General features: G+C 30.4%; 10 protein-coding genes. All 10 read right to left on the bottom strand.

Annotated elements, in window-relative coordinates; all coding sequences use genetic code 11:
• Positions 1-727: 727 nt before the first annotated feature.
• Entirely contained in the window at positions 728-1,669 is a 942-nt protein-coding gene (gene hpdA, locus BM027_RS10025) for a 4-hydroxyphenylacetate decarboxylase activase (RefSeq protein WP_090091407.1), read from the bottom strand.
• 246 nt (positions 1,670-1,915) lie between these two features.
• Positions 1,916-3,190, bottom strand: coding sequence for an MFS transporter (locus tag BM027_RS10020; protein WP_242943307.1), 1,275 nt, complete (start codon positions 3,188-3,190; stop codon positions 1,916-1,918).
• Between the two features lie 168 nt (positions 3,191-3,358).
• Positions 3,359-3,637, bottom strand: coding sequence for a 4-hydroxyphenylacetate decarboxylase small subunit (hpdC, locus tag BM027_RS10015; RefSeq protein ID WP_090091405.1), 279 nt, complete (start codon positions 3,635-3,637; stop codon positions 3,359-3,361).
• Positions 3,638-3,642: 5 nt separating this feature from the next.
• Positions 3,643-6,360 (bottom strand): 4-hydroxyphenylacetate decarboxylase large subunit, encoded by a 2,718-nt coding sequence (gene hpdB, locus BM027_RS10010; RefSeq protein ID WP_090091403.1) that lies wholly within the window; start codon positions 6,358-6,360, stop codon positions 3,643-3,645.
• 278 nt (positions 6,361-6,638) lie between these two features.
• Entirely contained in the window at positions 6,639-8,111 is a 1,473-nt protein-coding gene (locus BM027_RS10005) for an ABC transporter permease (protein ID WP_090091401.1), read from the bottom strand.
• A complete protein-coding gene (locus BM027_RS10000) occupies positions 8,102-8,839 on the bottom strand; it encodes an ABC transporter ATP-binding protein (RefSeq protein ID WP_090091399.1) in 738 nt (245 codons plus the stop codon). The genes BM027_RS10005 and BM027_RS10000 overlap by 10 nt, the downstream gene beginning before the upstream one ends.
• Before the next feature lie 13 nt (positions 8,840-8,852).
• A complete protein-coding gene (locus tag BM027_RS09995) occupies positions 8,853-10,328 on the bottom strand; it encodes an efflux RND transporter periplasmic adaptor subunit (protein WP_090091397.1) in 1,476 nt (491 codons plus the stop codon).
• 27 nt (positions 10,329-10,355) lie between these two features.
• Positions 10,356-11,648, bottom strand: a complete 1,293-nt coding sequence (locus tag BM027_RS09990) for a hypothetical protein (protein ID WP_090091395.1) — start codon at positions 11,646-11,648, stop codon at positions 10,356-10,358.
• Positions 11,649-12,039: 391 nt separating this feature from the next.
• Positions 12,040-12,957 (bottom strand): response regulator, encoded by a 918-nt coding sequence (locus tag BM027_RS09985; protein WP_090091394.1) that lies wholly within the window; start codon positions 12,955-12,957, stop codon positions 12,040-12,042.
• 81 nt (positions 12,958-13,038) lie between these two features.
• Entirely contained in the window at positions 13,039-15,075 is a 2,037-nt protein-coding gene (locus BM027_RS09980; protein WP_090091392.1) for an ATP-binding protein, read from the bottom strand.
• Positions 15,076-15,251 lie beyond the last annotated feature (176 nt).

Genomic DNA, 15,251 nt, shown 5'->3' with positions numbered 1-15,251 from the left:
GATATAACTACTGATTTTTCTACTTTATTACATATTTTGCATAAGAAATTTTAATCTCTCCTAACCATATATTACATAAAATATTATAACATATCAAATACCAATCCATAACCCTATAATTTAGATGATATATAATTTTTATATGTTGTTTTGTACTTTTATAATAACTTTTAAAATAAATTCGAGATGTAGAAAATGAAATTGAATCTATAGTATGTATAATTATTTCTAAAATATACATTTTTAACCTTATCGTAGTGAAAATTTTTTTAATACAAAAAATATCTTATTTATCCATTTAACTTTGTATATATTATAAATGAATATGAGCCGAGTTTCCTATATAAATTCTTTAGTACGCTGAACAATATGTAACAATATCAACACAGTTTTAAAACAGAGCTAAAAAAAGAAATATGGATATACTTTTACTCAGGATACATTAAAAAATATGACTTTTAGTATTTCATTGTTTATATTATAAAATTTGTCACTGTTTAAACCTTTTCGCGAGTTTGACAAAAATTCTATAACATAAATGATAGAAATACTTAGGCATATTAAAATAAATAGCAAGTCAGTATGCTTGTCTATTTTGTGCCATACTTCCTCGTCTGACGCAAAATATACATCGCATCTTTGACTTGTTATTTTCTTTAATATGCCTTAAGTCATATTCTTAGTATCCGTAGTAAATTCATATCTATATTTCTAAAGAACCTTATTTTTAAAAACTTGTATTACTTCCAACATAACATGCTATTTTTCTGTCTAAAAATATTTCTTGAAGCATATCCATTTTTTCTTCGCTAGTAGGTTCTTGATTGCTATAGGAATATTTGTTTCCTAACTGATTCCATTTTGAATCTCCCATTCTATGAAATGGTAAAAGATTAATTTCATAAATACCTAGCCTTTCCATAAATTCTGCTGTAGCTATGGCATTTTCTTCAGTATCATTAAAATCATAAATTACTGGCATTCTAAGAACTAGCCTTCCCTGCCATTTAGAATTAACTAAGGCCTCTATATTTTTAAGGATCAAATCATTATAAACCCCTGTTTTTTCCTTATGCTTGTCTCTGTTCATATGCTTAACATCTATAAACGCAAAATCAACATATTTCATTGTTTCTAAAAAAATACTCGTGTCTATAAACGCTGTTGTTTCAATAGCAGTATTAATATATGCTTCTCTACACTTTTTCAATATAGAAAGTAAAAATTCACTTTGATAAAATGGTTCACCACCACTAAACGTAACTCCCCCATTTTTGCCCCAAAATTCCCTATCCCTGTTTAGAATTTTTAATAATGAAGTTACTGTGTAGGACTTTCCACAAACTCTTAATGCTTCATTGTAACATACCTTAGCGCATTCAAAAGTATCGCAAATTCTACATACTTCCCAATTCATTTTTAGTTTTCCATCTTTGCTAAAACTAATAGCTTTGTTATTACAAGCTTTTTCACATCTATTACATCCATTTTCATGCTTACATTTTCCTTCTGCAAACATAATTTTCTGTTTATTTGTCCAGCTTTCAGGATTCGCACACCACTCACATTTTAGGAAACACCCACTCATAAAACAAGTTGTTCTACATCCTGGTCCATCATGTACAGAATAACTCTGAATATCGAAAATAAGACCCTTCTTCTCATCCATAATTGCCACCCTCCTGTTCTTAATATAATTCTCATAAAGCGTAAGATACAATATTTTCGGTTAAGGCACATGAGAAAGACCAAATATACGTCGTATATTTGCTGATGCACAGTATGACGCAAAATAGATAAGCGTACTAGTCTATTATTTTTTTGAATGTGCCTAAATTATAATTAAAGATATTAATTGTGTTTTACTTTAATTAAAGCATACAAAAAAATAACAAATCATATGCCTAAATATTATTTACGCTTTATTTTTTACTGAAAGAGGTAAACTAATAGCAATTATTGCTGAAAATATAAACGCACAAGCAGCAAATATTATAGAATTAAAATAACTTCCTGATAAATCATATAAATATGCCCCCATGAAACTTCCAACTGCTGGTCCTATTGCCATTACTATTAAAGTTGCAAGACCCCATATTTTCCCTAATGTTTTATTTCCATATATTGATCCTGCATAACCAGCTACTCCACCAGGCTCTATAGCCCAATATATTGCAAAAAGAATACATGAAATTATACCAAATAATATAGATTTTTTAGTAATAAGTAAAAATCCACAAGCTAGAATACCAATAATCGGAGCAAATATAAGCATAACTTTTCTAGCTTTAGCTTCATTATTATTATATTTTCCAACCATCTTGTCTGCTATCCTACCCATAATTGGCATTGTAAATATACCTGCTATTCCTATAATAACATATAGATTAGTTGCGGTACTTAATGACATCTTTACATCAACAGTCCAATATTTAACTACTTGAGTCCAAATTAAAAATTCTCCTAACATACTTCCTAAAAATGTTAAAATTGCTCCCCAGATAGGAAATATACTAAAGGCCTCTTTAATTGACCAAACCTTTCCCACATCTTTAGATCCATTTCCTTTTATAGAATCTATACCAAAAGGTTCTAAATCATAATTTTCAGGGTTTTTCTTGGCTACAAGTGCAGCGATTATAAGTGCAATAAGGACAACTACTGAAAGTCCTCTCATAGCACTTCTCCAATCGGTAAATTTAAGTACCTGTTTAACAGAAAGACTTAAAACTACCTGTGCAACTGGTGCACCCATAAATGCAATTCCCCACATACTAGCGTAAGATTTTCCTACATACCACTTACGAACAGATACTGTTGAAGAAACCCAAAGCATACCTGTTCCAACACCAGCAAAAATTGCATAAGGAATTAAATATCCCAAGTAACTTTGAGCATAACTTGTTATAAAGAATCCTAAACATGAACATACGGCTCCTATTGCATATGCTGGTTTTGTACCCCACTTATCTATTATCATTCCACTGAAATAAGCAGTAATTGCATATACAGTCATCATCAAAGAATAACCAAGAGTTAACTGTGATGATTGCCATCCTAATCCTTTTGACATAGGTACTTGTAAAACAGAAAATGTTGATCTAAATCCAAATAAACAAAATACTGCTAACCAAGATGCGAGTACCACCATATGTCCTAAGTGATTTGCATTCTTCTTTTCCATTTCCATATCCTTTCACCCCTTTAAATCTAATAAGGCACATTCAAAAAAATAATAGACCAGTAAGCTCGTCTATTTGGTCTATTATTTTATTTCATGTGCCTAAGAGAGTATGTTATATAACTAGCATATCCTCTTGGATTTTAAATTCTACTTAACTCTCTTTGATTTTAAATTCTATTCAGATGCCTTATTTGACTTATAACCCTCACAGGTAACTGCACTTAATTCTCCAAAAGTCCAAGCCTCTTTTTTTAATCCTGTACACAGCCCTGTATTATCCTTATTGAGATTTTTGAAATTCGAACAATTTTTACACTTATGAACTTCCTTAAAATTTCCACAAGTGGATGTATCTATGAATACCATTTCATTCGATATTCTGCAAATACCCTTTGCTACATCTATTGATGAAAAATTCACACAATCATTATGCTTAATACTTTCATTTGCCATTTTTATCACACTCCTTCATATTCAGTTCTTGAAATAACTTCATCTTGTATTGGCTTACCGATTTCACACCAGTATTGTGTAAATCCAGCAACACGTACCATTAAATCTCTATAATTTTCAGGTTTTGCTTGTGCTTCCTTTAATACTTTAGAATCTACAACGTTATATTGAATATGATATCCACCTTTTCTCATATAAGAACGAGTTAAATCTAGAAGCTTTCTAGAACCTTCCATTCCATTAATTGCACTAGGATGAATCTTTAAATTCATTTGTGAATTTTGAGACATACTATGATCCCAAACTGTAGCAGATGTAAATAATGCATATGGCCCATTTTTATCTGTGCCTGGATATGCTGACATAGAACCATCTGCATAGGTTGTACCAGATAAACGTCCATCAGGAGTGGCTAATGTTGCTCCGCCTTGTGCTCCATGAGTTGAAACTGAAATTTGACAAGCATACATCTTCTTACCATATAATGATTCATAGTTATAGCACATATTACAGAACCACTCTTCATAGTCTTTTAAAATACTGTCAACATAAGGATCATCATTTCCATATTTAGGAGCCAATAAACAATCTCCGTAAATATCATCGTACTTAGAATTAACACTTGCTTTCTCTTGGTCTGCTAATGAATAGCTGCCAATTTCTTCTGCAGTTTTAAATCCAAAGTTACTAATTATTGCATCTTTTACTTCATCAAGAGTATATTTCTTATCATCATATACAAGCTTCTTTAACGCAGCTAAACTGTTTATTGTATTAATGGTTCCACAGCTCTCTATATTAAATGTTGCATTGTACTTATAGCCTAAATTACCAATATGTTGTCCTTTATCTAGGCAGTTTGGCTTTAACAAAGAATTTACAACAGACATATTTTTCTTACGCCAAATATCATGTTGGATATTATTAGTTTTTGCAAGTACATCACAAGTTAGTTCATAATACTCTTTATATTGTTCAATCAATTCATCAAAAGTTTCAAGTTTCTTATTATGCTCTGGATATACTTGTAAATTTATTCTATTATCTTTTCCATTGGTAAGTACAAGTTCTAAAATCTTTGGATTTGCAATAAAATGCACACCAACAGAGGTAGGTTGACCTGCACCACCTGGAATGCTATATTTCTCACCATTTAAAGTAAGATCTTTCCACGTACAAGGTGATGTTTCAAGACATCCTCCTATTGCAACAGATCTTGCTTCATTAATTGTCATTCCTTCATCGCCATACTGATTCATCATAAATTCTATTGCTCCACGGTTGTTCATCCATGCTGGATATCCTGTACCTGTCTTATCACATTCAATACATTTTAATAAAAATTCTTCTGGTAACTTTTCATCATAAAGACAAGATAATGTTGGCTGTGGAGTAGCACATGTTATACCAGCTTCAACAATTAAATACTCCAACCTATTTGCTGCTGAACTTCCATCTTTTTTAAGTCCACCAAGAGTTAAATTATTGAAAGTATTACCTGAAAGAACTCCTCCTACAACCCCTGTTGAAGCAAAACAATCAATACATGTATACTTAATTCTGTGAAGTTCAAGAAGTTCCAATACTTCTTCCTCTGTTATTTTTCCTGCTTCAATGTCCTGTTTAAACCATGGATATAATATTTGACCAAGTCTTCCAAGTGACAATCCTGAAATAGCATCTTCATCAAGTACCGCTATATGTGCTATATAGGTTAATTGAAGTGCTTCTCTAAATGTACGAGGTTGATTATGTGCAACCCATTCCAAGCATTCAGCTATTTCAATATATTCTTCTTTTTGTTTTTTCTCTTTTATATTGTCTGCTAATTCTCTTGCATGTTTTGCATAATTTAAAATCCAATTTTGAATTCCTTCTATAGTAGTTTTAACTGCTTCATAAAAATATAGACGGTCCATACCTATAAGTCCATCTCCATCAGCACTTCCAGCTACTTTTTCCTTACATTCCATAGCCATATCAATCAAACCATCAAAACCATATTGTAAAGGATAATAATAATTTATTACCTCCCTACCTTGAGGTAATGTGAATCCTGAATCAAACATACAAATCAAAGACTTCATGATATTCTCTTTTGTTTGATATCCAGTTACCATTTGTTCATATTTATGTCCTAAATCATCTACAGATCTACCAACCCATTCTTTAGCAAGTTTAACCAAAACAGGTATCTCTTCCTGTCTCATTCCAAACTTACCTGCTATAGAAACTACCTTTCCAAAACTCTTGGTAACATTTCCACCACCAGTACCAAATTTACTCAATTCTCCTGCACTAGCACTTCCTCTATCTAATGCTTCCTTATATAACTCATCTTCTTTTGCTACAAAGAAACCTTCAGAAAGCCAAGGCATAGGAAAAGATCCTCTATAATAATTAGTCTTTTGCATAACTAATTTTTCACCAGGGATAATATTAGGTGTTAAATGTGAATATGCACATTTAAGAGCTTCTGCTCTTCTAACAATATCTACTTCACCCTCTAATTCATTCCATTTTCTATTGTACCAATAAGGAAACTCTGTATTTGCAGTAGATAATGTATCATAATAAATTTCTCTCAATCTTTTGGCTCTAGGGCTTGGCTCCTTTGTCACTTCTCGTGCTGTCATTTCTTCAGGTGCTTTTCCACCAAATTGAAAATTAATTGGTAATCCCTTTTCAGCCAAAATATCAGCTAGCTTTGTTTTTGTACCCATCTCATACCATTCCTCCTTTTTATATAAGGCATCTTCAAATAAAGAACAATGCCTAAATAACTATATATTCTTTTATACCTTATTTATATGTACTTTAGTAATACCTTATGATTGGTCTAAAGTCGTAATAAGTACCTACATTTAAAAAGGTATACAACCTTGGTTGTATACCTTTTTTAATCAAAAACCCCCTGTTTAAAAACAGAGGGTTTTTCTAGCATATTTATGTATAAATTTTATACATAAATTTTCTTATATTTATTTTTAATAACTTACTTTTACTCGTATCTAAGTGCTTCAATTGGATCAAGTTTTGCTGCCTTCTTAGCTGGATAATATCCAAAGAACACACCAATAAACATTGAAAATGTGAAACTTATTAAAATTACCCCTGGTGATATTGCTGCTGAATACCCCATTGCTTTTGAACCCATTGTACCAATTCCTACGCCAAGCAGTATTCCCAGAATACCACCTATTGAACATATTATAATTGATTCAACTATAAATTGCATTTGTATATGACCACTCTTGGCTCCAAGTGCTTTTCTCGTTCCTATTTCCCTTGTTCTTTCAGTAACAGAAACAAGCATTATATTCATTACTCCAATTCCACCAACTAATAATGATATACCAGCAATTGCAGATATAGCAATTGATATTGTGCTCATCATTGATGTCCTTGATTCAAGCATACTTTCCATGTTACTTGCCACAGCTTCAAACTTGTTATTTTTTGCATAAAGCGTAGATAAATAAGTTGATACCTCCGTTGTAAATGTTTGAATATCTACACCATCCTTAGGTTTTATTGTAAATGTTTGATAATTTTTATTAGTTGCTGTTTTCTTTGCAACAGTTATTGGAACATATAAATCTGTAGTTAAATTATCATCAGATGTTGTTCTACTATTACCCGAAGCTTGATATTTATATACCCCAACTACAGTATATGTATAAATAGCATTTGATGTATAAACTTTTATCTCTTGATCTATAGGATCCTTATTACCAAATATTTTTGCTGCTAATTTATCAGAAACTACTGCAACATCTTTTGCTTCATCAATATCCGTTTGTGCTAGATATCTTCCGTCTTGCATTGCTATATTTTTAACATCTTGATATCCAACATTTGTACCAACTGTATTTATATTAGCAAATGTTGTCTCATTTTTAACTTTACCCGAAACATCGCTTTCATTTATACTTATGGAACTTATTTTATCACTAAAATCCTCTTGTAACGTGTTTATCTGATCCATAGTCATAAGATCAGTATCCTTTGTGGTACTACTTGACTTGCCTTGCCTGCCGCCACCAGCTCCTGGTTTGCTGCCGCCACCGCCGCCAAATAAACTTCCGGCTGCTCCACTGGCTGCTCCACCGGCTCCACCGCCACCACCTTGTATTCCTTTGTTACCACCTTGTGAGCTGCCACCACCTTGTGTTCCTTTGTTACCGCCCTGTGAGCTGCCACCACCTTGTGCGCTGCCAGCTGAATTTTTTCCACTTGTATTATTTCCATTTGTCGTACTTGTTGTGCTTTTTTCTTGAACGTTAACCGTAATATTAGTAGCACCCATTGAAGACATTGAACTTGTTACAGAAGATGTCATTGCATTTCCCACTGAAACAACACCAATTACAGATGCTATACCGATTATTATTCCAAGCATTGTAAGTAATGAACGCATTTTATTAGATTTAAGTCCTGCTATAGCAAGCAGTATATTTTCTTTTATAAACATATTTTTTCCTCTTCTTTAAATCTTCTATAATACTTTTCATTATCTACTACCGATATTATATTTCCATCTCTTAAAGTTATAATTCTTTGGGTTTCATCTGCAAGTTCATTATTATGAGTTATAAGTACTATTGTTTTTCCTTCTTGTTCATGAATTTTATGAAATAAATCCATGACCATTCTTCCTGTTGCAGAATCAAGAGCTCCTGTTGGTTCATCTGCAAGTATTATACTAGGATTATTTACAAGAGCACGAGCTATTGCAACTCTTTGCTTTTGTCCTCCTGATAGTTCATTAGGTTGATGGTTCATTCTATCTTTCATTCCAACAAGGTCTAGAAGTTCTTCTGCACGTTGTCTTCTATCTTTTTTATTCATACCATAGTAAAGCATTGGTAATTCAACATTTTTTAAAGCTGAACTTCTTGGTATTAAATTATAGGTTTGAAATACAAATCCTATTTGCTTATTTCTTACTTCTGATAAACCGTTATCTGATATTTCCTCAATATTAGTACCATCTAATACATAATTTCCAGATGTTGGTCTATCAAGTGCACCTATAATATTCATCAAAGTACTTTTTCCTGAACCTGATGTTCCAATAATAGATACAAATTCTCCTTCTTTTACGGTAATGTCAATCCCTTTTAAAATATTTAATTCATTTGGAGTTCCTATATAAAAGCTTTTTATAATATTTTTCATTTCTATTATATTATTACTCAAGAAATTCACCTCCTTACTTATTTGATTTCCTACTTATTGTTGCATCACTTATTGTTACATTACTTCCAACTGAATAATTTGATGGCTCACTGAGTATAATGATCCCATCCGAAAGATCTGCACCCTCAATTTCAACATTAGCAGCTGATTCTATACCTTTAGTTATAGGGATTTCTTTGACAATATATTGTGCACCTTGTTTTACTGCAGCATACACTGAACTTTGTCCCTTATTCTTAACCACTGCTCCATATGGTACTGAGTATATGTCATTTTTTTCATTTGTAATAATATTTACTACTGAATTCATACCTATTTTCACATTATCATTTTTACCTGTTAATTGTACTTTAACATTAAATGTTACATCACTACTTGTTGAATTACTGGTGCTGGTGCTACTGCTACTACTTTTACTGCTACTGCTACTGCTACTAGTACTAGTACTTGCACTTGCAGTACTTGAAACCGGTTCAGCACTTACAACTTCTCCTGCAATAATATCAGACCCTGATGCATCTGTTGTTATTTCTACTCTTTGTCCAACTTTTATCTTTGCAATATCTGTTTCATCAACACTTGCATTTACTATTAAATTATTTAAATCTTGAATTACAAATAGCGCTCCACTAGCTTGTACGCCTACTACTGCATTTACATTAGTTATTGTTCCATCTACCGGTGCTACAACTTCACGATTTTTTAATTCTGCTTGCTTATTTTCTAATTGAAGTCTAGCGCTTTTATCTGCCACAGTTGCTTGTGCAGATTCATAAGCAGTTTTTGCCTCAGCTAAATTTTGGTTAACAGTAACTTTTGCAGCTTGTAATGCAACAGTGTCTTTATCACAAGCACTTTTTGCATTATCACACTCTATTTGTGCTTTGTTTACTGCATCTTGTGACATTGCTCCATTTGCAAGCATTGCTTTATCATATTCATAAGTTTTATTCTTATCGTCAAGATCAAGCTTATCTTTATCAAGAGCTTTTTGCGCATTTATTATTTCTGTATTCAAGTTATTATCATATAAATATTGTACATTGTCATATTTTTGCTTTGCACTCTCTAATGATAACTTGGCTTTTTCTTCATTAGCAGTAACACTTTGAGTTGACTGAGCAATTTCATCTTCCAAAGTTTTAGTATCTATTGTTGCTAAAACATCTCCTTTTTTTACTACATCTCCGACTGCTACTTTGATGCTTTCAACATTATATGAAAAGTTTGAATATACATTTGTAGAATCTCCACTTTTTATAGCTCCTGAAGAACTAATGGTAGTTGAAATATTTGTTTTCTTAAGGGTAGTATACTTAACATTACTTTGTGTTGTCTTTCCTGATTTAGCAAATTTAACTTTGTAAATTGTAAATCCTGAAGCTATAACAAGTAATATACATATTACACTTATCACCTTTTTATTTAAGAATTTTTTCATCACAATTTCTTTATTAACTAAATTTTTCTTATTAGATAAAAATTTCAATTTAATACCCCTCTTTCAAATTTCAATTTAATACCCCTCTTTCATTTGAATATAACGTAAATAATCTACATAAAGCTTATTTTTATCTGATGCAAATTTAGACGTTTGAGTATCTAAAGCAAGTTTTTCATCACTTACATCTTTTTTAGATGCAAATCCATAATTATATTTTGTTTGCATAATATTGTATTCTTGTTGCTTTTCACTTAAACTATCATAACCACTTTTTATAGAATTGTATGAACTTGTAAGGGTATTATATTGTTCTTTAAAGTTTGTCTCTGCAGTACTTATTTGTTGCTTTAAAGCAATTTCAGTATTGTCCTTATTATAATTATTAATAGTGTCGGTAGAGTTAGTAGTATCTGTTTCAGCATCTATTTCATCATTCAATGTAGTAATGTCATCATTTGCAAGTTTTATATTAACATTATTATCAAGCATTTGTTTTAAGTCATCATCATAATTAATTTTTGAAATGACTTGAAATTCTTCAGTTATATCAGTATTAAATGTTACATTTTCTTCCGGGGTAATTCCTAGTGCATTACATAATTTTGTTCTATCAAGTTCTTCTGTATCTTTTGATTTATTCAAATCATCAACCGAGGTAGTTTCTTGCATTTTAGAAGTATATTCATTTTTAGATATAAATCCACTTTCATATTGAAGTTTATATACTTGTTGTTCTTCTTGATTAGACGTTACCTTATCTCCATTTAATTTTTCATTAGACAAATCAGATAAATACGTTATGTAGTCTTGTTGTGCAGCATAAACTTTTGCTTCAACACCTTGGTCATACTTAATTTTCTCTGTTTTCAAGTTTTCCCTAGCTGTATCTCTGCCTTTCGTAGCTGTTGTTACTGCTTGCTCAGCTGTTGTTGCCAATTCCTGAGCTATTTTTGCTTCTGTCTTAGCTGCATCTAAATCGCTATTAGCTTTATCTATAGCTGTTTGATCTCCAGTTTTATTTGCATTAGTTACATTAGCATTTGCAGTAGTTACATTAGTATTTGCAGTAACTACATCAGCATTTTTAGTAGTTTCAGTGCTTATTGCAGTAGTTTCAGCATCTTTAGCATCTTGATACTTTTGTTCTGTAATTTTTAGGTTATTATCTAGAGTTTTAATATTCAAGTTATTTGCAATCATAGTATCTCTTATGTTGTCTAGAGATACTTTAATGTTGTTGTCAGTTGTAGTTGTAGCTACACTAGTGTTATCAGTTGTAGCTGCTTGTACACTAGATATGTTTACCAAAGATATGTTTGCCAACGTTAAAGTCATAATTAAAAAACTTATATATAATTTTTTCAATTTTTTCTCCTCCTCAATTTAATATTTAAAAATATCTTTATATCTTTATATTTTAATATTTTTATATTTTTAAATATCTTCTAATTTTTTTATTATAATAATCAATTCTAACTTTTCTATAAAGCAAATATAAACAAAACATAAACTTATATTAAATTTATTCTTTGTTTATATTTGCTGAAAAACCCCCTGTTTAAAAACAGAGGGTTTTTCTAGCATATCTATGGATAAATTTTATACACAAATTTTCTTATTATAATCTGTAATAAATTATTAAGATACAAGTGCAACGGATGTTTTGTGTAAGCGAAAATAAGTTTAGCTCATAGTTTATCTATTAGCTAAACTTATTTACACTGTATGACTAAAAATATACTAGCATACGGACTTATTATTCCTTTGGAATATGCCTTATACTCTTAATAAACCTTTCATCTTTTAATACTTGTTTTATGGCCTCTAGGATTTCTACACTCCAATAACCTTTTTTACATTCATTACTTAATTCCTTGACACTTGTATCTTTATCACCATATTGTTCTAACAATTCTACAAATCGATTTATTGTAATTAAAATTTTCAGATTCAATGACATTTGATGTGACATTAACTTATCTGGAAAACCTTGTCCATTCATTTTTTCATGATGATTTCTAACAAAAATGTTTAACCATTCACACATGCTTAATGAAGAAATAATATCCATTCCTATCTCTACATGTTCAGATGATGCATTAGAAACAGTTTTACCTATATCATGTAGATATGCACCAATCAATAAATGATTCATTTCTTCATCTGTTACAAATAAAATTTTACCAACTTTTTCACAATAATTTTTCACATTATAAGCATGTAAATATAAATCTTCATCTTTTAATTTCATGATTTTTAAAAAACTCTCAGCCACATTATCTATCTTTTCCATATTATTAAATATATTTTTAGATTTCACTGCCCAAGCAACTCTATTTTTAAGTTCTTGGTAAACAATAGGTTTTGATAGAAATACATCTGCTCCAACATTAAATCCACGAATTCTGTCCTCTACCTCATTTAATACTGTTAACATTATAATAGGAATATTTTGAGTGGCTGGATTTTTTTTTAACTTTTTACATGTCTCAAATCCATTCATTCCAGGTAACATAACATCCAAAAGAATTACATCTGGTTTAAGCTCATACGCCAAATTAAATCCCTTCAATCCCTCAAAAGCTACATAAACATCATATCCCCATGTAAACAATAAATCTTTAATAATCTCACAATTTTGTTCATTATCATCCACAATTAATACTTTTTCCATAATCTCATCTCCGAAAATCAATTAATTCAATAAAGCATATTTAAAAAATAACAAATCAGTATTCTATTTTATTTCATATGACTAATTACTACTATTCATATTTTTATCTATATTAATCGGTAACGTAATGATAACTTTTGTTCCGTTATTAATCTGACTTACTAAAAATATTTCTCCGCCATGCATTTCAACCAATTTTTTTGTTAAAGGTAACCCAAGTCCCGTTCCTTCATATTGTCTTTCATAAGAATTATCTACCTGTTCAAACTCATTAAATATTCTCTTTTGGTCCTCTTCTTTAATTCCTATACCATTATCTTCAACAGTAATCTGCATATAATCTCCATTTTTAATTAACTCCACAACTACTTTTCCATTTTTAGGAGTAAATTTAATTGCATTAGATAATAAATTATATAATATTTGTTTTAGTTTATTTGCATCAACTTTAATAGTAAAATCACTAGGATTAATGTTTATACTTATATCAATATTTTTACGATAAGCCAAACTTTTTACTATAGAAAAACTTTCTACAACTACATCAGAAATTGAATAAACACCCAACATAAGTGTCATCTTTCCTGCTTCAATTTTAGATATATCTAAAACATCATTAATTAACTTCAATAGATGATTTCCACTATTAAAAATATTACCTACATGCTTGAGTTGTTTCTCATTTAACGGTCCGAAGATTCCTTCTTTTAATATTTCAGAGCAAGTAATTATAGCACTTAAAGGTGTTCTTAACTCATGGCTCATATTTGCTAAAAAAAGAGATTTAACCTTACCTGCTTTTTTTAAACTAATTATTGCTTCACGCAAATCTTCAGTACGTAATTTCACTTTTTCTTCCAAACTTTCATTTAAAATATATAGTTGTTTTGATAATTTTTGTTGCTCAAACTGTTCATTTCTCAATTTTTGTAAATAAATTACTCTTTGATTTTCAGCACATTTTAAATCATCTGCCATCTTTTGAAATGCCTTTAATAAAATTGTGGTTTCACTATTTTTCTCTTCCAAAAATCGTTCATCTATCACCACTTCATTATTTCCTTTAGATATTTGATTAGCTAGTTCTGTGGCCTTAATAATAGGTGCAGTAATTTTATTTGAAGCATATTTGCAAAGAAATAACATAATAGCTAAGGAAAATATACAAACAAAAATTATAATACCTCTTTGTGTATTCATAATAATGGAAAATTTATATTCCGGAATACCTACTCCTAAAACACCAACAATATTTCCATCACAATCTAAGATTGTCTTGTCTAAAAATATATGAATTTCTCCATCAATACTTTGCTTACCATAATATGAATTTTTTTCTTTCTCTACAGTACTTACACCTATAGGAATTGAACTGCCAATATAATTCTCTTTTTTGGGGCTACGCACATTGGATGCTACACGAATACCTTCAACAGAAATAGCTAAATAGGAATTTTCAACGCTTTTGGAATATGTTTTTGGAAAATAATCATCATTGTTAACTACTGACCCTATTACTAAAAAACCTATAGGATTGTCCTTCTCATTATCATAAACAGGAGAAATGGTTATAGCTACTAGACATTTTGTTAAATATTCACTTTCATCATTCTCTTTATTAATTAATACTTTAAATTTATTATATTCTTTAGAATTATCATAAAATAAATCATTAATATTAAATAATTCTTCTGAGGTAATAGTGTTATGTGTACTTTCTGCTTTATCAATTAACATATTTAATCGAGAAAATTTAGAATCTTTAATATTTGGTTCACTTGTCATTAATATTTTTTTTTCATCAAATACCATATAAAAATCTATATAGTCATACACCTCATCTATACCCTTAATAGTTTTATTTAATGTAGAAACATTTTCACTTTGAATTTCTTTTTGAAACTCTGTTGATTTAGTAGTTCTAATCGATACCTTTTTCATTTCATTTAATCGATCAATCATTTCATTATTTGCAAGCATAAAGGCATTCTCTAAATATCCTTGAGCAGACTTTTCTATTTGATTATTTAAAATAATATTTGATAATAAAAATATCAAAAACATAGGCACAATCACAATTATAAATACAAAAATCAGACATTTCTTTCGAATTGACATATTATTCCCCCGGATTATTGAATATTAGGCGCATTCAAAAAAATAACAAGTCCATCTGCTAGCCTATTTTCCATCATTGGAAGCTCGACTCGCATACGCTCACTGAGTAAGCGATTCACACCAAATCATAGATTTGGGTTCACTGCTCACGTCGGCAGATTGTCCTAATAGACCCG

Origin of the sequence: Clostridium uliginosum (assembly GCF_900112485.1) — a bacterium.
GTDB lineage: Bacteria > Bacillota > Clostridia > Clostridiales > Clostridiaceae > Clostridium > Clostridium uliginosum.
This window is presented reverse-complemented; position numbering and strand designations above follow the sequence as displayed.

Excerpts from the sequence above, each read along its gene's own strand:
- hpdA (WP_090091407.1), bottom strand. The coding sequence starts at position 1,669 with ATGGATGAGAAGAAGGGTCTTATTTTCGATATTCAGAGTTATTCTGTA.
- BM027_RS10020 (WP_242943307.1), bottom strand. The coding sequence starts at position 3,190 with ATGGAAATGGAAAAGAAGAATGCAAATCACTTAGGACATATGGTGGTA.
- hpdC (WP_090091405.1), bottom strand. The coding sequence starts at position 3,637 with ATGGCAAATGAAAGTATTAAGCATAATGATTGTGTGAATTTTTCATCA.
- hpdB (WP_090091403.1), bottom strand. The coding sequence starts at position 6,360 with ATGGGTACAAAAACAAAGCTAGCTGATATTTTGGCTGAAAAGGGATTA.
- BM027_RS10005 (WP_090091401.1), bottom strand. The coding sequence starts at position 8,111 with ATGTTTATAAAAGAAAATATACTGCTTGCTATAGCAGGACTTAAATCT.
- BM027_RS09985 (WP_090091394.1), bottom strand. The coding sequence starts at position 12,957 with ATGGAAAAAGTATTAATTGTGGATGATAATGAACAAAATTGTGAGATT.
- BM027_RS09980 (WP_090091392.1), bottom strand. The coding sequence starts at position 15,075 with ATGTCAATTCGAAAGAAATGTCTGATTTTTGTATTTATAATTGTGATT.